At 59.5% G+C, this 21,652-nt stretch carries 17 protein-coding genes; 10 read left to right on the top strand and 7 right to left on the bottom strand.

What is annotated here, in order from left to right; translation table 11 throughout:
* The first annotated feature begins 16 nt into the window (after window positions 1-16).
* The 4 genes from amrS to HALAL_RS0103185 all read left to right on the top strand — a co-directional run bounded on the left by amrS (window position 17) and on the right by HALAL_RS0103185 (window position 4,685).
* Window positions 17-1,159, top strand: coding sequence for an AmmeMemoRadiSam system radical SAM enzyme (gene amrS, locus HALAL_RS0103200; protein ID WP_156937576.1), 1,143 nt, complete (start codon window positions 17-19; stop codon window positions 1,157-1,159).
* 31 nt (window positions 1,160-1,190) lie between these two features.
* A complete protein-coding gene (amrB, locus tag HALAL_RS0103195; protein WP_025272619.1) occupies window positions 1,191-1,991 on the top strand; it encodes an AmmeMemoRadiSam system protein B in 801 nt (266 codons plus the stop codon).
* A gap of 112 nt (window positions 1,992-2,103) precedes the next feature.
* The gene (gene lysS / locus HALAL_RS0103190) at window positions 2,104-3,609 is read left to right on the top strand and encodes a lysine--tRNA ligase (RefSeq protein WP_025272618.1); all 1,506 of its coding nucleotides are present in this window, start codon (window positions 2,104-2,106) and stop codon (window positions 3,607-3,609) included.
* A gap of 716 nt (window positions 3,610-4,325) precedes the next feature.
* Window positions 4,326-4,685 (top strand): histone-like nucleoid-structuring protein Lsr2, encoded by a 360-nt coding sequence (locus HALAL_RS0103185; RefSeq protein WP_025272617.1) that lies wholly within the window; start codon window positions 4,326-4,328, stop codon window positions 4,683-4,685.
* On the opposite strand, the gene HALAL_RS0103180 is transcribed toward HALAL_RS0103185, so the two are convergent.
* Entirely contained in the window at window positions 4,682-4,909 is a 228-nt protein-coding gene (locus HALAL_RS0103180) for a hypothetical protein (RefSeq protein ID WP_025272616.1), read from the bottom strand. The genes HALAL_RS0103185 and HALAL_RS0103180 overlap by 4 nt on opposite strands.
* A gap of 191 nt (window positions 4,910-5,100) precedes the next feature.
* On the opposite strand from HALAL_RS0103180, the gene HALAL_RS0103175 reads away from it, so the two are divergent.
* Together HALAL_RS0103175 and HALAL_RS0103170 are read left to right on the top strand one after the other, a co-directional pair.
* Window positions 5,101-7,725 carry an ATP-dependent Clp protease ATP-binding subunit gene (locus tag HALAL_RS0103175; RefSeq protein WP_025272615.1) on the top strand — a complete coding sequence of 875 codons (2,625 nt, stop codon included), beginning with the start codon at window positions 5,101-5,103 and terminating at the stop codon, window positions 7,723-7,725.
* A gap of 603 nt (window positions 7,726-8,328) precedes the next feature.
* Window positions 8,329-8,667: a hypothetical protein gene (locus tag HALAL_RS0103170; RefSeq protein ID WP_025272614.1), complete on the top strand. Its 339-nt coding sequence runs from the start codon at window positions 8,329-8,331 to the stop codon at window positions 8,665-8,667.
* A gap of 105 nt (window positions 8,668-8,772) precedes the next feature.
* Here HALAL_RS0103170 and HALAL_RS0103165 read toward each other — a convergent pair whose 3' ends face one another.
* From HALAL_RS0103165 to HALAL_RS0103140, 6 genes are all read right to left on the bottom strand, one after another.
* The gene (locus HALAL_RS0103165) at window positions 8,773-10,338 is read right to left on the bottom strand and encodes a S8 family serine peptidase (RefSeq protein ID WP_169732398.1); all 1,566 of its coding nucleotides are present in this window, start codon (window positions 10,336-10,338) and stop codon (window positions 8,773-8,775) included.
* Between the two features lie 335 nt (window positions 10,339-10,673).
* Complete coding sequence (locus tag HALAL_RS0103160; RefSeq protein ID WP_025272612.1) at window positions 10,674-12,458, bottom strand: ABC-F family ATP-binding cassette domain-containing protein; 1,785 nt, start codon at window positions 12,456-12,458, stop codon at window positions 10,674-10,676.
* A 100-nt stretch (window positions 12,459-12,558) separates the two neighbouring features.
* The gene (locus HALAL_RS19025) at window positions 12,559-13,407 is read right to left on the bottom strand and encodes a hypothetical protein (RefSeq protein WP_245598025.1); all 849 of its coding nucleotides are present in this window, start codon (window positions 13,405-13,407) and stop codon (window positions 12,559-12,561) included.
* A 146-nt stretch (window positions 13,408-13,553) separates the two neighbouring features.
* Window positions 13,554-13,958, bottom strand: coding sequence for a YbaB/EbfC family nucleoid-associated protein (locus HALAL_RS0103150; protein WP_025272610.1), 405 nt, complete (start codon window positions 13,956-13,958; stop codon window positions 13,554-13,556).
* A complete protein-coding gene (locus HALAL_RS19425) occupies window positions 13,871-14,263 on the bottom strand; it encodes a YbaB/EbfC family nucleoid-associated protein (protein WP_425402654.1) in 393 nt (130 codons plus the stop codon). The genes HALAL_RS0103150 and HALAL_RS19425 overlap by 88 nt, the downstream gene beginning before the upstream one ends.
* 62 nt (window positions 14,264-14,325) lie before the next feature.
* Window positions 14,326-15,246, bottom strand: a complete 921-nt coding sequence (locus HALAL_RS0103140) for a hypothetical protein (RefSeq protein WP_025272608.1) — start codon at window positions 15,244-15,246, stop codon at window positions 14,326-14,328.
* 202 nt (window positions 15,247-15,448) lie between these two features.
* On the opposite strand from HALAL_RS0103140, the gene HALAL_RS0103135 reads away from it, so the two are divergent.
* From HALAL_RS0103135 to HALAL_RS0103115, 4 genes are all read left to right on the top strand, one after another.
* Window positions 15,449-15,772 (top strand): type VII secretion target, encoded by a 324-nt coding sequence (locus HALAL_RS0103135; protein ID WP_025272607.1) that lies wholly within the window; start codon window positions 15,449-15,451, stop codon window positions 15,770-15,772.
* A gap of 496 nt (window positions 15,773-16,268) precedes the next feature.
* Window positions 16,269-19,349, top strand: coding sequence for a glycosyltransferase (locus HALAL_RS17285; RefSeq protein ID WP_025272606.1), 3,081 nt, complete (start codon window positions 16,269-16,271; stop codon window positions 19,347-19,349).
* Window positions 19,346-20,692, top strand: a complete 1,347-nt coding sequence (locus HALAL_RS0103120; RefSeq protein ID WP_025272605.1) for a glycosyltransferase family protein — start codon at window positions 19,346-19,348, stop codon at window positions 20,690-20,692. Before HALAL_RS17285 ends, HALAL_RS0103120 begins: the two co-directional genes overlap by 4 nt.
* A gap of 283 nt (window positions 20,693-20,975) precedes the next feature.
* Window positions 20,976-21,638, top strand: coding sequence for a DUF4272 domain-containing protein (locus HALAL_RS0103115; protein ID WP_029767289.1), 663 nt, complete (start codon window positions 20,976-20,978; stop codon window positions 21,636-21,638).
* Window positions 21,639-21,652: the final 14 nt, after the last annotated feature.

Here is a 21,652-nt window from a genome sequence, read left to right as displayed (position 1 = left end):
GCCCTACTCTTGAGGTATGGCACCGGTCATAGCATCGCGTTCCCCGGTACCCGGTGCCGATGAATTCACCATTGGCACCGAGTACTGGCGGACCCTGGACGATGGACGCATTGAATGCCAGGTCTGTCCACGTGCGTGTCGCTTGCGGGAGGGGCAGCGTGGGCTATGTTTCGTGCGTGCCCGGCAGAACGACCAGATCGTGCTGACCACGTACGGGCGTTCCAGTGGGTTTTGCGTCGACCCGGTCGAAAAGAAACCCCTGAACCACTTCATTCCCGGTACCCCCGTGCTGTCCTTTGGGACGGCGGGCTGCAATCTGGGCTGTCGATTCTGTCAAAACTGGGATATTTCCAAATCCCGCGAAATCGATACGTTGACCTCCTCGGCTCACCCGACCGAACTCGCCTCCGCCGCCGTGGAAGCGGACTGCGCGTCGATCGCCTTCACTTACAACGACCCCACGATCTTCGTTGAGTACGCCGCCGACACCGCTCAGGCGTGCCGGAACGCCGGACTGCGTACCATCGTGGTGTCGGCCGGCTACATAGAGCCCGCGGCACGACGGGAGTTGTACGCACACGTCGATGCCGCCAACATTGATCTCAAGGCGTTCAATGAGCGCTTCTATCGCAAGATCACCCTGTCGTCGTTGAACACCGTTCTGAACACTTTGACGTATTTGATTCACGAAACCGATGTGTGGACGGAAATTACGACGCTGCTGATCCCCGGGCACAATGACGACCCCGAGGAGATTCGTCGCGAAAGCCGGTGGATTTACCGCGAGCTCGGGCCGGACGTGCCTCTTCACTTCAGCGCTTTTCACCCCGACTTCAAGATGCGCGACGTGCCGCCCACCCCACCGGAGACCCTGCGTCGTTCACGGGAGATCGCCCGTGAAGAGGGGCTGCGGTTCGTCTATACCGGCAACGTGCGCGATGTGGAGGGCCAGACGACCTATTGCCCCGGCTGCGGCACCGCGGTCGTCGTCCGCGACCGATACCGCATTTTGCAGTACCGTTTGGATGAGGCGGGTTGCTGCCGCGACTGTGGCCGTGCTCTGCCGGGACGGTTTGATCCCCCTGAGGGACATAGTCTTCCAGGTCGATGGGGGCCCAAGCGTCAACCGATATACCTGGGACGATCGTCTCAGCGATAACAGTGGAGCCTAACTCGAAAGTGTCAGAAATATGACCAATACAAGTGCGGTCCGTCCCCCTGCCGTATCCGGAATGTTCTACAAATCCGATCCGAACGGGCTGCGAGACGAGGTCGACGCCTTGTTGCGGTCGGTCTCGGTAAGTGAGGAGAGGACGTCATTGGCGGAGGCCTATATCGTTCCCCATGCCGGCCTGCGTTTTTCTGGAGGAGTGGCGGCGGAGGTGTACGCCCGCATGGCCCGTCACGTTTCGGAGTTCTCCAACGTGATCCTCCTCGGCCCGAGCCATCGCTATCCTCTCCACGGGTATGCCGCCAGCCCCGCACCGGCCTGGTCGACCCCACTGGGGGACGTGAGGCTGCGCGCCACCGATGCCGCGCCAACGATGGCTCAACCGCACCTCAAGGAGCATTCGCTGGAGGTGCAGTTGCCCTTTCTCCAGTCGATCCTGCCGGAGGGGTTCACGATCACTCCCGTGGCGGTCGGAATGAGCGACCCCGGCGATACCGCGACCCTGATCGACCGTCTGGTAGCCGAGCGAGCCGAGGAGGGAACGGTCGTTCTGTGCTCCACCGACCTGTCGCACTACCACGACCGCGACACCGCCGCCGAGCTCGACGGGCAGACGGCCGAGGCGATCGTCGCGCTCCAACCGAGACGTATCTCCATGGAACGTGCCTGTGGCATCTTCGCCCTTCGCGGTCTACTCGAATGGGCCGCACAACGCGGCTTGACGGCGCGACGGCTGCGTCTCGGGTCGTCGGCCGATACCTTCGGCACGCCCGATCGGGTGGTGGGGTACTCGAGTTTCGCCTTCCACTCCGACCGATGACTACCCGGTCAACGGTATCGATGGACGGTGGTATCGACCGATTTGTTGTGGTGTGATACGACACCGGCGTATGGATTAGCAACAATCCAGCTCGGCACCTTATCCTAATAAGGTGACCGAGCAAAATGAAACTCCAGATTTCGACCAAGACCTTCCCGAGCAGATGCAGATTCGGCGCGGTAAGCGCAGCGAACTGCTCGAGGCGGGGAAGAAACCCTACACGCTCGGCTACCCCCGTACTCACACCCTGGCGCAGCTGCGGGAACAGTACGGTCGGCTGGAAGCCGGGGAACATTCCGGGGATGTCGCCGCTACGACAGGTCGCGTGATTTTCCTGCGCACGGCAGGGAAACTGTGCTTCGCCCGTCTCCGTGAAGGCGATGGAACCGAATTCCAAGTCATGCTGTCGCAAGGCAAGGTGGGTGCGGACGCGCTGGCCGAATGGAAGCACATCGTCGACATCGGCGACCATATCGGTGTCACCGGCGAAGTGGTGACGTCGAAGCGTGGGGAGCTGTCCATCATGGCCGACTCCTACGAGATCACCGCCAAGAGCCTGCGGCCGCTGCCGGTGGAACACAAGCCCCTGGCCGAGGAGACTCGGGTTCGCCAGCGCTACCTCGACTTGATCGTGCGTCCCGACGCGCGCCAGAACGCCCGGCAACGTGCCGAGGTCATGCGGTCCTTGCGCGACCAGCTCCACGACAACGACTTCATTGAAGTCGAGACCCCGATGCTGCAGGTACAGCCAGGTGGGGCCACCGCGCGCCCCTTCGTCACCCATATGAATGCCTACGATATGGATCTGTACATGCGTATCGCTCCAGAGCTGTATTTGAAGCGTTGCGTAGTGGGTGGCATTGAACGGGTCTTTGAAATCAACCGCAATTTCCGCAATGAAGGCGCGGACTCCTCGCATTCGCCCGAATTCGCCATGCTGGAGGCATATCAGGCATATGGAGACTATCACTCGGTAGCGGAATTGACCCGCTCCCTCATCCTGGGATCGGCGAAATCGGTATTCGGTTCCACCCAGGTCACTTTGTCCGATGGTACGGAATACGACTTCGGCGGAGAATGGAAGAAGATCACTCTCTACGGAGCCATTTCCGAGGCCCTAGGTGAGGAAATTACGGTCAACACTTCCTACGAGCGACTTCGTGAGATTGCCGAGAAGGTTGAACTGTCGGTTGATCCAGTCTGGAATCACGGCAAGCTGTCCGAAGAGATATTTGAACACCTGGTTGCCGACAAGCTGCACGAGCCGACATTCGTGTTCGATTTCCCTGAAGACACCTCGCCGCTGACCGCAGGACACCGTACGGAACCGGGATTGACCGAAAAATGGGACCTCTATGTACGAGGATTTGAATTGGCGACCGGATACTCGGAATTGGTGGATCCGGTCATTCAGCGCGAACGCTTCGAGGAACAGGCGCGACTGGCCGCCCAAGGCGATGACGAAGCCATGAACGTCGATGAAGACTTCCTGCGGGCGATGGAATACGGAATGCCGCCTTCGGGGGGTATGGGTATGGGGATCGATCGCCTACTCATGGCCCTGACCGGGAACGGTATTCGGGAAACGATCCTATTCCCGCTGGTCAAGCCGGAGTAAAACGCCGCCTCGTTCGTGGGAGCGAGGCCGCACCCCGTCCCCGTCACGTGCTCGTTTCGCCCGGCTACGACGGTATGACAGCGAACCGCCGACGGCCCCGGGCCTCGCGCTGCGATGGGCACCGTCGGCATGGAAGCGTCAATCCGCACAACACGGGATCTATACGACACAAGCGTCGAGCGTCGTCATCGACCTGGATCGGTGCCGTTTGTAGAGGGAGGCCGTGCCGTCCTCACGGTCGTAAATGGTACTTGAATAGCGATTACCGTGCGAAATCGATGCGGTGAACATATAGGGCGAGAACGTTAATGACCCTCAGGGCCACTCTTCCAATAGCGAAGGGTGGCCTTTCGTATTTCGGTGATCGATACCGTCCAAATAGTAATGATGAGGGTTTTCCCTTGAGTATCAGAATAGCCAATGGACCCCACGTATTAGAGCCGTAAAGGCGACATATATCATCCAAAGCAAACAATAAAAATGACCTCGTGTAAACACACAAGGGCTGCGGCGATTTTATCGAACTATTCGATAAATGAATCGCGCTTTCGGTTTCGACCGATCGTCGCGATACCGGACGCCGAGGAAACCTGTCCAGAACGATACCCGTAACTAGACACGAATTCAGGTTCGTGCTCGGCAAAGACGGCGGTTCATCCCGCTGACGGGGAACGGGCAGAACTCGAAATTCGCCCAGTTCTTGGAAGGGAAAGAGCATGGTTAAACAGCATAAAGTCATCCTCATTGACGACCTGGATAACAGCGAAGGCGATGAAACCGTTCGTTTCGGCATCGATGGGGACGCCTACGAAATCGATCTTTCCGCTGCTAATGCCAGTGAACTGCGTAATGCCCTGGCCAAGTATCAGGCCGCAGGCACCCGCCTAGGGCGTTATTCGGTGGACCCGGGGCGTGGCTCGCGTCGGCGATCACGTCGCCAGGCCCCTACCGTCGACCGGGAACAGAACAAGGCCATTCGGGAATGGGCGGAGCAAAAGGGATATCAAATCGCACCTCGCGGTCGTATCCCAGGCGATGTCGTCGCCGCCTTCCACGCCGATAAGGCCTCAACCTAAACCCCGACCGACCACCACAATGTAGTTCGGCAGATCATCCAGGTTCGCGCCAGATTCACCCGGTCGGTGTGAGGACCGCACCTCCACGCCGACCGGGCGAACGTCGAACCGTCCACCAGTAGTGCATCACCCCAGGACAACGCACCTTCCAGAGCCGGAAGGTCGGCGTTCACGACCACCAGCGGTTGAACCGAAGCAGCCCCCGCTTCCCCCGCCGTTGACATCCACCCATGGTCCCAGCTTCTTACCAGCATTTCAGTGCTTCAGCCTCTGTTCGCTTGCTGCGAACGACACAGCAGGAGACGCTGGAATTTCAGCCTCTCAGGCCGTGTTATCAGTACGTGGCACCAGCCAGAATCGCTGGAGAGAGATAAGGTATAGCCATAGGGTTAATAGCGCGAGGAGCAACGAATATATGTTTGAACGTTTTACCGATCGGGCACGACGGGTCGTCGTCCTGGCCCAAGAAGAAGCCAGGATGCTCAACCACAACTACATTGGCACTGAGCACATTCTTCTGGGGTTGATCCATGAAGGTGAGGGCGTCGCCGCCAAGGCCCTCGAGAGCCTTGGTATCTCGCTAGAAGGCGTCCGTCAGCAGGTGGAAGAGATCATTGGTCAAGGGCAGCAGGCCCCTTCCGGCCACATTCCCTTTACTCCACGCGCTCGTAAAGTTTTGGAATACTCGCTACGCGAGGCGCTCCAGCTGGGGCACAACTACATTGGCACTGAGCACATCCTTCTTGGTTTGATTCGGGAAGGTGAGGGCGTCGCCGCCCAGGTGTTGATCAAGTTGGGTGCCGACCTCAACCGGGTGCGCCAGCAGGTGCTGCAGCTGCTGAGCGGCTACCAGGGCGGCAAGGAAACCGCCGGAGCAACCGCGGGAGGAGCCACCGCCACCGAGGGGCAGCAGAGCGGCTCGCTCGTATTGGACCAGTTCGGTCGCAATCTGACTCAGGCGGCCAAGGAAGGCAAGCTCGATCCCGTCATCGGGCGGCAGAAAGAGATCGAACGGGTCATGCAGGTCCTGTCCCGCCGTTCGAAGAACAACCCGGTGCTGATCGGTGAACCCGGTGTCGGTAAAACCGCCGCCGTCGAAGGTCTGGCGCAGGCGATCAACAAGGGCGAAGTCCCCGAAACACTCAACGACAAGCAGCTGTACACGCTGGACCTCGGTGCGTTGGTGGCCGGGTCGCGTTACCGCGGTGACTTTGAGGAGCGCCTCAAGAAGGTTCTCAAGGAAATCAAGACGCGCGGTGACATCATCCTGTTCATCGACGAGATCCACACTCTCGTCGGCGCGGGAGCGGCCGAAGGCGCCATAGACGCCGCCAGCATCCTGAAGCCGATGTTGGCTCGGGGAGAGCTACAGACCATCGGGGCGACCACGCTCGACGAGTACCGCAAGTACCTCGAAAAGGACGCCGCCCTGGAACGTCGCTTCCAGCCCATCCAGGTAGCCGAACCGAGCCTGTCGCACACCATCGACATTCTCAAAGGACTACGCGACCGCTACGAGGCCCACCACCGCGTGTCGATTACCGACGGCGCCCTGGTACAGGCGGCCACGCTGGCCGATCGCTACATCTCCGACCGTTACCTGCCGGACAAGGCCATCGACCTGATCGACGAGGCGGGGGCGCGGATGCGTATCCGCCGCATGACCGCTCCGCCGGACCTCCGCGAGATCGACGAGGAGATCGCCGAAACCCGCCGGGAGAAGGAAGCGGCCATCGACGGGCAGGACTTCGAAGCTGCCGCGCGTCTACGTGACTCGGAGAAGCAGCTGCAGGACAAGCGGTCCGAGCGTGAACGCGAATGGAAGGCCGGTGACCTGGACCAGGTCAGCGAAGTCGACGAGGAAATGATTTCGGAAGTCCTGGCCAACTGGACGGGTATCCCGGTCTACAAGCTGACCGAAGAAGAGACCACCCGTCTGCTGCGCATGGAAGACGAGCTGCACAAGCGCATCGTCGGACAGACCGATGCGGTCAAGGCCGTCAGTCAGGCCATCCGTCGTACGCGTGCCGGCCTGAAGGACCCGAAGCGTCCGTCCGGTTCGTTCATCTTCGCCGGTCCGTCCGGTGTCGGTAAGACCGAACTGGCCAAGGCGCTGGCCGAGTTCCTCTTCGGCTCCGAAGAATCGCTCATTCAATTGGACATGAGCGAATTCCACGACCGCTACACCGTCTCGCGTCTGGTCGGTGCCCCTCCCGGGTACGTCGGCTACGACGAAGGCGGCCAGCTGACCGAGAAGGTACGGCGCAAGCCGTTCTCAGTGGTTCTGTTCGACGAGATCGAAAAGGCCCACCCGGACGTGTTCAACACCTTGCTCCAGATTCTGGAGGACGGTCGACTCACCGACGGTCAGGGTCGCATCGTGGACTTCAAGAACACCGTTCTGATTCTGACGACCAACCTGGGTTCCCGCGACGTCGGCAAGGCCGTCTCGCTCGGTTTCCAGGCAGGCGACGAAGACGAGAACGACTACGAACGCATGAAGAACACGGTTTCGGACGAGCTGAAGAACCACTTCCGGCCCGAGTTCCTCAACCGTATCGACGACACCATCGTGTTCCCGAAGCTCGCGGAGGACGAAATCGTCGAGATCGTGGACCTCATGACCCTGCGCATCGAAGAGCAGCTGCGCAACCGGGACATGGCGCTCGAACTGACCGACAACGCCAAGAAGTACCTCGGTCACAAGGGCTACGACCCGGTGCTCGGTGCTCGGCCGTTGCGTCGCACGATCCAGCGCGAGATCGAGGACGTTCTGTCCGAAAAGATCCTGTTCGGAGAGCTTGGTGCCGGTCAAATCGTGGTCGTGGACGTCGACGGCGACCCGTACGATGTCGAGAACACCCACATCACGTTCCGAGGCGACGAAAAGCCCGACACCGATGAAGTGGTGGACGACGTCGTCGAGGCGCTCAGCCATTCTACGGCACCGAAGAACCCCAGTTCCGGTGGAACCATGCCACCTCCGAAGAGCCCCGGCTCGGGGCCGCGAGGCGGCATGTCCGGACAGGGTGGTGCGTGACCGCTCAGCCACTGCACAGCACGTTGCCTAGCGGCGTTCTCAGAACCCCGCGTGCGTGAGCACGCGTGGAACCTGAGAACCCCACTATTCAACGCACTGTGCAGTGGCTGAGCTCCTCTCCAGCTCTACCGCTTCTCCACTTCGTTCGAAGCTCGCCAGTTGGCTCGCCCCTGGGGAAAGTGCCGTGGTTGAGCTCTTAAGGAGACATAGCCGGCTCTACCGCCGCTGCACACGCGCCTACGGCGCGTTGTTGGCGGCTCGCCGGTTGGCTCGTCCCTGGGGACGGCGTGACGGCAGCGCTCATTTGGCGGTGGAGCCAGCTCTACCGCTTCTGCGCTTCGCTGGAAGGTTGTCGATTGGAAGGTGGCAGAGCGCGGGATTTGCATTGGACATCCGGGTCGCTCGGATTGTGGTTTCCTGGTGAGGAGCTTGGTTAAAGTAGTTCGGCTCAGGTTGAGTTGATTTGAATCTGATAAGAGGCGGCGGAGACGAACCGGTTTCGTTTCCGCCGTTTTTGTTTGTCCTGTTGAGGAGCTGTGACGGCAGGCTTAAGTTAGCTTTGCAGTCCCTTTGGACGTGGCGGTCTCTGAAATACTCACGGATATGGACGTATTGCAGCTTATTCTTCGCTATATCCACTTGCTTGGGTTTGCCGCCCTGGTGGGCGGTTGGCTCGCGGCGGTGTTCGCCAAGAAATTCACGATCAATTTCGCCATGTTGCTCGGAGTGGCCGTGCAGCTGGTGACCGGAATTTTCCTTACCGGACTGGCGGGATCGGATGCCGATCATATGAAAATCGGAATCAAGGCCGTTCTCGCCGTGCTTCTGGCCGTTATGGTCATTATTCCGTGGTGGAAGAAACGCGATCCGGTCAATTCCGGTCATTTCTACGCCATCGGCGGTCTCGCGCTCGTGACGGTCGGAGTAGCGGTTTTCATGTAGACCTCATTCCGTGTCGGAATGAACCTAGCGAACGAATTGAGGGGCGCGGCTGCAAAGCCGCGCCCCTCAATCTATCTCCATTAGACTCGAACGATTCGAACTGCTTTAGCCGAAGCTAAGGCTCCATTCGTTCAGCGTTCCAGTGTCCCAGGAGTAGTGGTCGATGATCTCCAGGGTCCAGGTTCCGTCGCCCGGAATGTCGTTGAAGGAGACCGGGTAGGTTTCCACTACGTCGTCACCGCTGTCCCAACCGTTCATCTTGAGGTTGGTGGTGTCGCCGTTCGGAGCGATCAGGTTGATCTCCAGGTCACCACGGTAGGTGTGGGAGATGTCAACGCTGACCGAACCGGTGGAGACGGTTCCACCGTCACAGTCCAGCTCAATGGTGCTGGTAACGGTCGAGTTGTCCGGGATGGGAGTGGAGGTGGTGTTGACACCGGAGCATTCGCCCGGGTCCGGCGGGGGCTCGTCGCCTCCACCGTCACCGTCGAGCAGCGTGTGCAGCAGACGGTTCGGGGAACCCTCGGGGTTGCTGATCTTATTGGTGCTCGCGTTGTCGACGACCCAGTTTTCGACCTCGGTGGTCGAAGCGCTGGGGTTCTCGGACAGGTAAATGGCCACAGCGCCGGCCACGTGCGGGCTGGCCATGGAGGTACCGCTAATGGTGTTGGTCGCACTGTCAGAGGTGTGCCACGCGGAGGTGATGTTGACTCCGGGAGCGAAGACCTCAATGCAGGAACCCCATGCGGAGAAGCTGGCCTTACCGTCACTGCTGTCGCTGGCGGCGACGGTCAGGACGTCGTTGGCACCGGCGGGCGTGTTGTTGCAGGCGTCGTTGTCGCCGTTACCGGCGGCCACGGCGAAGGTCACGCCGCTGGCGACGGCGTTGTCGACCGAGTCGTTCAGCGCGCTGGAGTTGTCGGCGCCAAGGCTCATGTTGGCCACGGCCGGCTTGTTGGCGTTGTTGGCAACCCACTCGATGCCGTCCACGACACCGTCGAAGGAGCCACTACCGTTGCAGTCCAGGACGCGGACGGGTACGACGGTCGCTTCCTTGGCGACACCGTATTCGGATCCCGCGACGGTACCGGCCACGTGCGTGCCGTGTCCGTTGCAGTCGTCGGTTCCGCCACCGACAGCGTCGTAACCTGGCGCGGTGCGTCCGGAGAACTCTTGGTGACTGGTGTTGATACCGGTGTCGATGATGTAGGCGTGCACGCCGTTTCCATCGTTATCCCAGTTGTAGGTATCGTCCATGGGAAGGTCGCGCTGGTCTACGCGGTCCAGTCCCCACGTGGGATTGCTTTGGCTACCGGAGGCGTTGATGGAGATCTCGCGGTTTTGCTCCACATAGTCAACCCCAGGCTGAGAAGCGAAGGCTTCGGCCTGCTTCTCCGACATTTCCCCGAAGAAGCCGTTGAGTACGCTGTAGGTCTTGATGTCCTCGACGCCTTGTGACTTGGCTTCCGCCTCAAAGTTCATGGTCGAGAAGCGGTCTTCGTAGACGACGAAGTACTCGTTGTCGATTGCGGCCGAGTGTGCGGTTCCGCGTAGGTCCGGCTCGGCGTCCTCCGCCTGTACGCTGGTTGCGCCGGCGGCTACGCCTGCGGCCGCAATGGTGGCGGCAAAGAGGCCGGCACCCGCTCTTCGCAGGAGTCTTCTCTGTGACATTAGGGATGGCCCTCTCATTCGTTTGTCCAGTTGCGTTATTGCGGAGGGTTGACCTACGCAATAGTGCGATCGTGGCCGAAGCCACTCAAGGAAAGAGCCTAATGCAGAATTTTATAGATGTAAATAGTGAGTTTAGTAGTGGTTTGGATATTACCGAGAGTAGGTCATCGAAGTTACCGCGCGGTTTTGGGCACCTGAGGTGTTATGGACATTGGTTGTCAACTATTTGACAGTTAATTGTCGCGCCACAATTGTTGGCGTGCAAGGAACATCACGGAACCGTCAAAAAATGCCGATACCACCCTCAGGTGATACCGGCCGGAGACCATTGCTCGTCACTCCGCGAGTTCAAGCCACCGTTCTTCGAGGGAATTACGTTCCGATTCCAAGTCCGCAAGCTGAGACTGTAGCTCGCCCAACTTATCGCCGTCGGTGGCGTACGTGGCCATGTCCTCGTGCAGGGAAGCGATCTTGGATTCGATCTTGTCGAGCTTCCGCTCCAACTTCGACATCTCCTTCTGCGTGGCCCGATCGATGGTCGCTTGAGACGGGGCCTTCGCGCCGTTTCCAGCGGACTTCTGCGGCGTTGCACTCTCTTGGTTACGACGCATGTCCAGGTATTCCTCGATCCCGCGCGGGAGCATTCTCAAGTCCCGATCCCCGGGTACGGCCCAGATTTCGTCGCTGACCCGCTCGGTGAAATACCGGTCGTGGCTGACCACGATCAACGTGCCCGGCCAGTCGTCCAGTAGGTCTTCCAGCTGAGTCAAGGTATCGATGTCGAGATCGTTGGTCGGTTCGTCGAGAAAGAGGACGTTCGGTTCGGCCATGAGCAATCGCGCCAACTGCAGGCGACGTTTCTGGCCCCCCGAAAGGTCGCGAACATGGGTCCATTGCCGTCCGCCGACGAACCCGAGTCGCTCCGCCAGCTGGGAGGCCGACATTTCCTTCTTCCCCAGCTGAATGCGTTTAGCCACCTGTTCGATGGCCTCCAGAACCCGCCAACCGGGGTTCAAATCCTCCAGATGTTGGCTCAACCAGGCAAGCTTGACCGTTCGGCCCACACGAATGCGCCCCTGCTCAGGCTGCTTTTCCTCCGTCGCCTCGGCGAGTGTGCGCAACAGGGTGGTCTTTCCGGCCCCATTGACGCCCACGAGGCCGATCCGTTTCCCGGGCGGCAGAATCCAGGTAAGGTGCTCAAACAGCGTCAAGTCGCCGACCGTGATGGTGGCGTCCTGGATCTCAAACGCCGTCTTTCCCAGGCGAGCGGTGGCGAAGGACATCAATTCCGCGTCGTCGCGAGGCGGCGGTTCATTGGCGATGAGTTCATTGGCGGCGTCGACACGGAACTTCGACTTCGAGGTACGTGCCTTAGGGCCGCGACGCAGCCAGGCCAGTTCCTTGCGCATCAAATTCTGGCGCTTTTCCTCAGCGACCGCTTCCTGCCGTTGACGTTCGGCGCGAGAGAGGACGTACTCGGAGTAACCGCCCTCGTAGTCATAGATCTGGCCGCGTTGGATGTCCCAGACTCGGGTGACGGCCTGGTCCAAAAACCAACGGTCGTGGGTGACGGTGACGATCGCGGCCTTGAGCTTGGTCAAGTACTGACCGAGCCAGTCGATCGCCTCCAAATCCAGGTGGTTGGTGGGCTCGTCCAGCAGTAGAACGTCCGCACCCGACGTCAAGACGCGAGCCAGGTCCACGCGACGACGTTCCCCACCCGAGAGAGTCTTCACCATGCTGTGCAGCCCCTCGGTGAGCATGGGGGCGTCGATACCGCTGAAGAGTCCGGTCAGAACCTCGCGGACACCGGCGTCGGAAGCCCACTCGTGCTCGTCACTGTCGCCGAACAACGCCTGCTTGACCGTGTGCCCATCGTTCAATTCATCACTCTGCCCCAAAGTGACGACATTCGTGCCACGAGTGCGGACGACACGGCCCGAATCGACCTCGGTACCGCCGTTGAGAATGTTGAGCAAGGTGGATTTTCCGTCACCGTTGCGACCGACCACGCCGATGCGCTGACCAGCATTGACGCCGAGTGAAACGGAGTCGAGGATCGTCAAATCGGGATAGGCCTTGCTGACTGCTTCGAGGTTAATGAGGTTAGCTGTGGACACGTCTGCCAAGGCTACCAGCAGCTGAGAGCCGTCCCCTGCGGTAGGAAACGGACACAGCCGCCAGAAGCGTACATAAGCGCTTCGTTCGGCGGCGGATCGATCAACCCTGGTATTCCATCTCCCAAGCGAAGTCGGGGATGTGGGAACGGAATCCCTCCAAAGCCCCGATTCCCGCGTCGAGTTCGTGAGCGCGAAGAATGCGGTCGAAGGTAACCAGACACCACCCGTTGTGCAGAACGAACCGAGTCCCCAGGTCGAATTCGCTGCCCACGATCCACTCCACAAAGCGGGGATGAACGATATCGCTGGCAAATCGTCGGCTGTGTCCGAAGACGAAGTAGTTCTTGTTGAAACGGTGGTTTTCCACTTTAATGTCGTACGACAGAAAGTCGACGCTGGTTCGCGAACGTCGCGTGAGGTACAAAAACGGCGTGACCGTGGGCAGCCGTACGGCGAATACCGAACGATAATTGGCCTCAGCCGGTTTCTCCTCATAGACGTAACGCTCGTCCATGGTTCGCGTCGCGTCGTTATACCGATGCTGGAAGATCGTGTACTGACCGAAATTCCCCGAGAAGTTCATGACATGCTCAGCGGCCGTAGTGGGGTTATTGGCGAAAACGAATCCGAGTCCGAAATCCTGCGAACTGTCGTTGGACCGTTGCGGGGTGGAGCCCGGCTGCGGAGAACCCGCTGGAGTCGCCCGCTCCACCGACCCGAAGGTGGTCAGCGTCAGTGCCCTGTCGTCGCGGGGAGCGTACTGCCACCCCCGTCGTTGTGCCTCGCCGGGCAGATACCGCCCCTCGGTTTCAAGTCCCTTCTTACCTTGTTTGAGGCGATGGCCGTGCATGGCTCCGCGAACCACCATAAAGCCCAAACCGAGTGCGACGAGCGCAATGATGGGGCCCATGATGAAAAGTGCGGTGTAGTCGTCCTGTGCGGTGTTCACGATGAGGTACTCCATTAACTCAGGGGTCGCATGACAGTATGCCGGTATGATGTGGCCGAGTAAAGGCCACCATACGCTCCTGTCATGGTGGCCTCACCTCATGCGCACGGTCCCAATCTCGCGGTCCGGCCCGCAACGAAATCGTATTACTGCGAATTCAGGTTGTCCCGCGCTCGCGTTACGGCTTCAGAGGACAGTCCGCTCGCGGTGGCCGTGGACAGGTCGAGGTTGTCGAACATACGCTGGGCGATGTCGGCCTGTCGCAAAGCGTGCGTTGCGAAAGCCTCCTCCACGACCGCAATGATCTTGGGAGTCAGATTCCCCTTCAGCCGCATGATCTCGTCGGCGATCGACAACGTGGCGAGATCGCCGTTGGCGTCGAGGGTGACGGTGATGGTGCCGTCGTCGGACTGCACCTCGGTCACCTCGGCGCCGAGCTCTTCCTGCACCTCGAGGTATGTCGTCAATGTCTGCTCGGCGTTTTGACGGATCTCCTCCATGTGCTGCATGGCGCTGTCGAAATCAGCGGGGAAGGAACTTCGTTCCGGCATAATTCGGTGTCCTTTCTCAGACGGCGACGGATGTCATCCAGGCCGACCTCCTCGGCGCTGGCGCCGTAATCGGGTGCGGGGCCGCCCATCACTTGGGCCTGGACCTCCGACAACTGTTGTTTCGCTTCGACTCGGGCGGCTTTGTACGTGGCAACAATGCGCTCGCCAAGCTCGTCGCCTTTCATTTCGAAGGCGCGGTGGTTGAGTTCGAGGTCGTTAATAGTGCCGCTGACTCCGACTCGAACGGTGACGGCGTGGTCCTCCGATACCGATTCACCTTCGATGCGGGCAGCGGCCGACTGCATTTCTTCGATCTTGGTACTGATGTTTGATGGATCCATGTGATACCTGTCTAATAAGGGAGGCGTTACGCCTCCGACGAGAGGAACCCGGTGGCCTCTCCGATGAGACCGCCAATGTCCTTGATCATGTCGAACAGTTCCGATCCGAGTTCAAAGATGGTGATGGCCGCTTGAATCAACGTGATGGCATCGATGACCTTGATGGCAATCTGCGCCGCTCGGCTGGCGGCGACCGCAGGTGTGGCGATCCCGGCGCTACCGACCAATGTGGGTACGTCCTTTGAAATGAAATGCCAGATCTGCCCGGAGATGAATTCCTTCAGCTTGGCGAACAGATACTTTGCCAGGAGGGCATAGGCGGCCAGTCCAATGCCGACGGCGTACCCCCACATTCCGGTCACACTGACGGCGTTGCCGACTTCTTCGATTCGGGTACGTGCCTTATCGGAGGCTTCACCCTCCCAACCGTCCAGAGCGGCCTCGCCGACTTCTTTAATGTAGTCACCGGTTTGTCCGGCACCGTCCACCACGGCCATCCACATGTCCGCCGATCCTTGCATCGCCTGCTCGTTACCGGTGACCAACTGGAGGAGATCCTCCAGCGGTGGCAGGAGCGCCAAGATGACGTCGACGAATTGACCGACAAGTTCCGTTGGGCTGATAACCGGCTCATTAGAAGCGTCACTGGCCAAATCCTCGGCCTCACCCATAATCTTCTTGCCGATGGCCATGAGCGATTGGCACATGGTCTGGATGTTGCCCCAATCGGTGAGGCTCTTGGGGGTAGTGGCAGTGGTTCGGTTGATGGAACTGCCGAGGTCCGCACCCATGGTGCTGCCCAGAGTGCCCGCTACTTTGTCCTGGAACTTCTGCGCTCCCTTTTGGCCGTCGATGAAGCTGGACACTCCGTCGACGTCACCGCCGAGAACCGACTTCGGTTTCGTTGGTGCGTTGTCTTGCCAATCTGGCTTGTCGACTTCGGACATGTTGTCTCCCTGAATATTCCGCTATTGCGTACCATGATTATTATGAATTACGCTCTCAAACCTGGTCGCACAGCGGTGCGACCACTGAGGGACGGGGCAGGCAAGTCTCTTGGCGCACAAGAGGTTTGCTTTCAATGACAGCGAGTAGGTGAAGTTGATCCGGGTCTGGGAACTCGGGCGAGCTTGTGACGGGAGGGATTACATGTCAAACGACGTGGCGGCGGAACCGGACGACTTGGAATCGGGTGCGGAGAAGATTCGCAAATCCGGCGATGAGATCGATAATCTGCTGGATTATATGCAGGAGTCGAATCCGGACTGGTGGGCGTGGGGCATGCCAGGCCTGGTATTCGCCGGTATCTACTTCAATGGGGTCGAGTTGATCCGCAATCAGGTCGAGGAAGACAAACAAGCGCTGGAAGGCGTGGCGAAAAAAGTGGAGAAGGCGGCCAAGAACTATCGGGACACCGATAAGGCACAGTCGAAGAATATACGGGATAAAGGTAACGCCGAAGGAATGGCCTGAGGTCGGCCGAGCGAAACCGATAATCGCAGGTGAGAGCCTCAAGTGCAGACGTCGGGGTTATCGGTGGAACCGCTGCGGTACCTCGCGGCCACCCGCAGGCACACACTTTGAATCCAATGTGGGTGACGAATCGACGTGGTGTTTCCGCGGTCGACACGCACGACCGCGACCAGGATGAACGCACGGTGTCACGTGAGGCACGTCGTCGGCCAATCGAACCGTCCGATCCATACTAAATCGGCGTCGTCTTCTTATACATACGATTCCCCGGTGGACCGATGTCCGTCGGGGAATTCTTATCATCGCATCGATTCACTTTCCGGATACCGTTTGGACGGCTGACGTACCTTTAGGATTTAGGCGGAATTCAAGTAATCGGCAAGGGCCTTGTCCAGCTGTGATACATGATGCGACCCCATGATCGAAGGCCGGTGATTCGCCGAATCGGTGGTACTGTCACCCCGAATCGTAATATCCTTCTCTTTATGGTGCGTCAATGGTCATTGAATCAGCAAAAGCGACGGTGGGGATCTCGAATTTGAACGAATGGGATACCACCCCCGAACCACTGTCCGACGGTATTGCTGACATTCTGGCGACAATCACTGAGCCGACCCAGATCGTCGAGCTCGGTAGGAATGCTCGAGCCTCTCTCAGCCGCGTCGGGCGTCACCTCTTGGCCGATCTCGCGCAACACGATCATCCCACCGCCCGTACCGAACTTGCCCGTACTTTGGCAATGCAGCCGCTGCACGGCAACGACCGAGCACTCGCCCGCGAGCTTCTGGACCACTATCCTCACACGTGGGACGACGAACTTCGCGACGTTTACGCCACCCTCTTGGCTACCACCGACCCCGACGCTCTTACTTCGATCCGAACTCCGGACGATCCCCTCCGCAGACTCTCCGAGCTACGCCAAGCCGTTCACACCCACGGCGACGTCCTCCGGCGACTGGAGCTCTGCACCGACTGGACCGGCCTTACCGCCGAATCACCCGCCGAAATCGACAGTCTGCGCGGCCCGGACACGGCCCCGGTTCGCGGTGGACCACTCATCTCGATCATCATGACCACCTTCCGCCCTGGACAAGCCCTGACAACAGCGGTGCGGTCGGTCCTGGCGCAGTCCTGGCAGCGGTGGGAACTACTGATCGTCGATGACGCCTCCGGTGCGGAGTATCAACGGTCTCTTGAGGAAGTAGAGGCCTTCGACGACCGCATCCACTTGTTCCGCCAGCCGATGAACATGGGTACCTACGCGGCGCGAAACCGTGCGCTCGACGTCGCCCGAGGCACCTACGTCACCGGACTCGATTCGGACGACTGGATGCATCCCCAATGGCTGGAACGACAAGTACGACCCCTGCGCGACGACCCCAGACTCGTCATGACGCTGTCCAAGGCAATCCGCTTGGACACGACCCTGGAACCGGCACTCAATCCCGGCATCGCTCCGGTCGAATACCGGTCCACCTCAGCGATGTTCCGGCGCAAGAAAGTCCTCGACAAAATCGGGTACTTCGACCTCACCCGCAAGGGAGCCGACAGCGAATATCGCATGCGGATACAGAAATACTTCGGGACCGACCGCACATATCGACTCGACGAAATACACGGCATTCTACGGGAAAACCCCGGAAGTCTCTCATCGGGTGAAATCCGTGCTCAGTGGATACAGCCGTATCGGTTCGCCTACGAATCCGCCTTCAGCCACTGGCAGGAACACCTGCACGCCAAAAACGCCCACGTGAGCCGAAACATGGTCCCTCGCGCCTTCTACGCCCCACGACAATTGCGCGACAAACACTACAATCCCACCGAATTCGACGAGGTCTACCTCGCCGACTGGGGAGAGCACGGGCCGTATTACGAACGCTTTCTACACCAAGCGATTCAATCCGCCGACGCGGGCAGAAACATCGCACTGGCCCACTACCCGGATTGGAAGGCCAACCGCAGCAGCCGCCGCTTGTCCCATATGGTTCTGCGGGCCGCACTCGACCATCGAATCCCCTGGATCGACCCCGAACGTCTACGTAAGGGCACGGTTTTGACTCCAAACTCCCACACCGCACGAGCGGTTGAAGTAGACCATGGACTCACCGCCGAGGTACCCGGGACGTACCAGGCCACCTATGCGGGCGCACGGAAACGTGGTCGCCTGCGCACCACCGTTCAGCGACTGCCACGACCGGTGCGTCGCAACATCGGACGAGCGAAAGCGGTACCACGGAAACTCACCTCCCTCACGCGATCGGCGGCGAAAGGAGCGGTCGACCGCTCACCCGCACCGGTCCGGCGCCGCTTTGGGCGCGACGGCAGCGACCTCACCTGGTTGGCCGAACGGCTCCAAGGCGGGTTCTCCACCACAGCGAGCAAGAAACTGCTGGGCATATCGCGCAGCCGTTGGTCACCCATGTCCCGCCGACTACAGGCGGCCGAACTGGCCGACCACGGCCTAGCGCAGCTTCCCCTACGCGGCGGCGAAACCACACACTACGACGTGGTATTCGTATCGAACTTCAACATGCCCGGCGGCACCTCCTCGTCAAACGCCATGGAAATGCGAACCCTGGCCGAAGCCGGATACAAAGTCGGAATCATCCACCATCCCGTGTGGGACTGGACAATGAAACGCACATTCAACCCCAAGATCCAGACGCTCCTCGACGACGGCCTGGCCACCGAACTGCACACCGGCGACTCCGCCACTTGCCACCTCCAGATCATTCGCTACCCCAAACTCATGACCACACCGCTGGAGGACCGACCACACCTCACCCCCGAACGCACGGTGTTGGTGGTCAACCAACCCCCCTATGAGTACTACGCCGACCGCGGTAGGGTCCTCACCTGGGACATCTCCACGGTGTACAACAACCTCTGCGCCTGGGCGGGCGCACACCAATGGTTCCTCCAGGGCCCCCAAGTGCGCGACTCCTTGGAAACCGACCATTCCGACGAAATCATCAACCTCCCCATCAGCAACGACTACTGGTACGCCGTCGTCGACGTCGACGACGTGGCCGAACCGCCCCGGCGGACCGGCGACGTATTCCGGATCGGCCGTCACTCGCGTGACGCCGCGGGAAAATGGCCGGAAGACCCAACGCGACTGAAGCAGATATACCCCGAACGCGACGACATCGAAGTCCACGTGCTCGGTGGTGCCACCGTCCCCAAGCAGCTGCTGGGCGGAAAGCTCCCCTCGAACTGGACGGTTTTCGACTTCGGCACGAGAGAGGTATCGGAGTTTCTGCGCTCGCTGGACGCCTTGGTCTTCTTTCGCTCGGAAATGAGCAGAGAGGCCTTCGGGCGCACGGTCGTCGAAGGAATGGCGGTGGGCCTACCGTGTCTGGTTCCTCCGGAGTTCGATGAGGTATTCGGCGACGGCGCCATCGTTTGTGACGCCGCGGAAGTGGAGGCCGTCATTGATCGTCTACGCCTGGATGAGGATTATTACCGAGCGATGTCGCAGCGTGCGGTGGATTTCGTACGCAAGCGATTCTCCGCGCAGGCGTATCTCGACCGCGTGGCTCGGGTGAACCCGGCTCTGCAGAGGAGGACATCGTGACCGGACGCAGCTTTTATGATCGGATTCCCTCGCGGAGTGATCGCTCCTGGGCCGGTACCTGGCTGTCCCGGGGTAGTCGCCGGGCATTGGAGGATGCGGAGGCAAAGCTCTATTTTGGCTGGTCGAAGCGAGGGCAGAAGCGGATCAAAAAGATCATGAAAGGTTCCGGTCGGCGTACGCGATTGGCGGCTTTGAACCTTCGCAGCGAATGGCGACGCTGGGATGCGAGGGAGCGCGATCGAGCCGTGCGGGCGACAGTCGACGTCCTGGTCGTCTCTCATCTGGCCCTGCCCGGGGGTAATTCCTCCGCCATCAAGGAAGAAGTGCGGGCGATGCGCAATGCGGGTCTCAATGTGGGGCTGTTGCATCATCCGGTGCGAGGTTGGGATATATCCCGGCCCTTGAACCCCAAGATCGCAGAGATGATCGATGGTGAATCGGTGCGACTGTTCGGATCCTACGATGACATCCACGCGCGCCTGACGATCATTCGTTTGCCGACCGTCGCTTTGGCTCTGCGGGAGGACATGCCGCGTCTCAAGTCCGATAAAACGGTGGTTGTCGTCAATCAGACGCCGTTTAAGTACTACGAAAACGGTCACGGTATCGACCAGGCATGGGACGTGGCTTCGGTGCAGCGAAACGTCTCCAATTGGCTTGGGCCGCATACCTGGTTCGCCGTGGGTCCAGCCGTCCGCGAAGCTTTGGAGACCTACCATGCGGACGATATGCGCGAGGTGGACCTGTCCGATGACTATTGGTATGAATCCATTGACGTGGCCGCATGGCCGATGCGTCCCCATCGAGAGGTTTCCCGCCCCATCGTGATCGGCCGCCATGCTCGGGACCATGCCTTGAAATGGCCTCGAGACGCCGAACAGCTGAGGTCGGCCTATCCCACGGCGGACGACATCACCGTCAAAGTCTTGGGCGGCAGCGATATTCCGCGTCGGCGACTGGGTTCTCTACCGGCGCATTGGGAGGACATTCCGTTCGGAGGCATGGATGTTCGGCGGTTTCTACATTCTCTGGATTTCATGGTGTACTTCATCGATCCTGACGCGCGTGAAGCATTCGGTTACGCCCCAATGGAAGCCATGGCAGCGGGCGTTCCGGTGGTGTGCGATTCCCGATTTCGTCCACTTTTCGGCGAGGCGGCGATATATTGTGAGCCCGCTGAGGTAGAGGAAACGGTGCGGGAATTCGCCGATTCAGTGGAAAAGTACCGTAGTCAGGTGGAACGGGCACGTGAGGAAGTGCAGACCCGTTTTTCCTATGAATCCTTGCTGTGTCGCCTTGATCGCCTCATGAAACGGGAAGAGGTAAGTGTATCCCAGGAATGACACAGCGCTGAGAAATGATACGTAAGTCCTGTTCACATGCGTTGTGCAACAGACTTCTGGTGCAGTATTTCATGATTGTCCTATTTGAATGTCCAATCAATATGGATGCAATATGAATGAGAGCTACGCAGAATGATAGTCCCATTCATCTAGGTACGTAGACCCCATTGACGTCAATTTGTGCTGCCCGCTACAGTCGAGTAAGAAAAGTTCTGTGGCCCACACCGCACCGATCGCCACGACAGCACTACCCAAAGCTATGAGATGAGCGCCAGGGGGACCTATGACGTCACTAGCCGTGAGTCCGCTGACCATGCGGCAGGCAACCATGCACCAACTTCGTTCCTTTGGCCTTACCGTGCCGAGCCACTTCCAGTTGTTGTTTCCGCAAGGTCAGAGTCCTCAATTGCGATCCACATTTGAAATCGAATCACGCTTGGCAATTATTAATGTGATTCAGGCGCGGGTTTTCAATATGCCGGAAGATTTGGCGATGCGATGGTTGCTCGATGCTCACATTCTCGACCATCTGGTGCCGAGTGAATGGGGATTCATAGCGGGTGGGCGTGGTGACCGAATGCGGTTTTCAGAACAGTGTGAGAGTCTTTACGCGTTGGCATGGGTACTGGGTCTCGTCGATCATCTCGATCCACGGCGTCCGTGTGAAGAGAATTTTCCCGCGCTCCTACCGGATTTGCGTCTGCCGGAAAGTTTTGCGGATTGGCGCGGTCGGCAATTGAACGCTCCGCGAACCGCAGCGGAGGCCACCGAAATGTTGGATCTGTACTTCTGTCTTGACTGGCTGTGCGATCAGGCCTATCAATCGGGGTATCAGCCACCGGGTGGGCTGGACGATTCCCTCATCTGGCACCGACGTTGGGTATTGGAGTGGGTGGTGACCTTTGCGGGCGAGACGCCGGCAGCGTGGGATCAGGTGCAGTTTTGACGTTTGTCCCTCTT

Origin of the sequence: Haloglycomyces albus DSM 45210 (assembly GCF_000527155.1) — a bacterium.
Taxonomy (GTDB): Bacteria; Actinomycetota; Actinomycetes; order Mycobacteriales; family Micromonosporaceae; genus Haloglycomyces; species Haloglycomyces albus.
The sequence above is the reverse complement of the archived record's forward strand: the minus strand, read 5'-3'. Positions and strand labels throughout refer to the sequence as shown.

What these genes read in the sequence shown, in the direction of transcription:
- amrS (WP_156937576.1), top strand. Translation starts at nt 17, where the DNA reads ATGGCACCGGTCATAGCATCGCGTTCCCCGGTACCCGGTGCCGATGAA.
- amrB (WP_025272619.1), top strand. Translation starts at nt 1,191, where the DNA reads ATGACCAATACAAGTGCGGTCCGTCCCCCTGCCGTATCCGGAATGTTC.
- HALAL_RS0103185 (WP_025272617.1), top strand. Translation starts at nt 4,326, where the DNA reads ATGGTTAAACAGCATAAAGTCATCCTCATTGACGACCTGGATAACAGC.
- HALAL_RS0103180 (WP_025272616.1), bottom strand. Translation starts at nt 4,909, where the DNA reads ATGTCAACGGCGGGGGAAGCGGGGGCTGCTTCGGTTCAACCGCTGGTG.
- HALAL_RS0103175 (WP_025272615.1), top strand. Translation starts at nt 5,101, where the DNA reads ATGTTTGAACGTTTTACCGATCGGGCACGACGGGTCGTCGTCCTGGCC.
- HALAL_RS0103170 (WP_025272614.1), top strand. Translation starts at nt 8,329, where the DNA reads ATGGACGTATTGCAGCTTATTCTTCGCTATATCCACTTGCTTGGGTTT.
- HALAL_RS0103165 (WP_169732398.1), bottom strand. Translation starts at nt 10,338, where the DNA reads ATGTCACAGAGAAGACTCCTGCGAAGAGCGGGTGCCGGCCTCTTTGCC.
- HALAL_RS0103150 (WP_025272610.1), bottom strand. Translation starts at nt 13,958, where the DNA reads ATGCCGGAACGAAGTTCCTTCCCCGCTGATTTCGACAGCGCCATGCAG.
- HALAL_RS19425 (WP_425402654.1), bottom strand. Translation starts at nt 14,263, where the DNA reads ATGCAGTCGGCCGCTGCCCGCATCGAAGGTGAATCGGTATCGGAGGAC.
- HALAL_RS0103140 (WP_025272608.1), bottom strand. Translation starts at nt 15,246, where the DNA reads ATGTCCGAAGTCGACAAGCCAGATTGGCAAGACAACGCACCAACGAAA.
- HALAL_RS0103135 (WP_025272607.1), top strand. Translation starts at nt 15,449, where the DNA reads ATGTCAAACGACGTGGCGGCGGAACCGGACGACTTGGAATCGGGTGCG.
- HALAL_RS17285 (WP_025272606.1), top strand. Translation starts at nt 16,269, where the DNA reads ATGGTCATTGAATCAGCAAAAGCGACGGTGGGGATCTCGAATTTGAAC.
- HALAL_RS0103115 (WP_029767289.1), top strand. Translation starts at nt 20,976, where the DNA reads ATGACGTCACTAGCCGTGAGTCCGCTGACCATGCGGCAGGCAACCATG.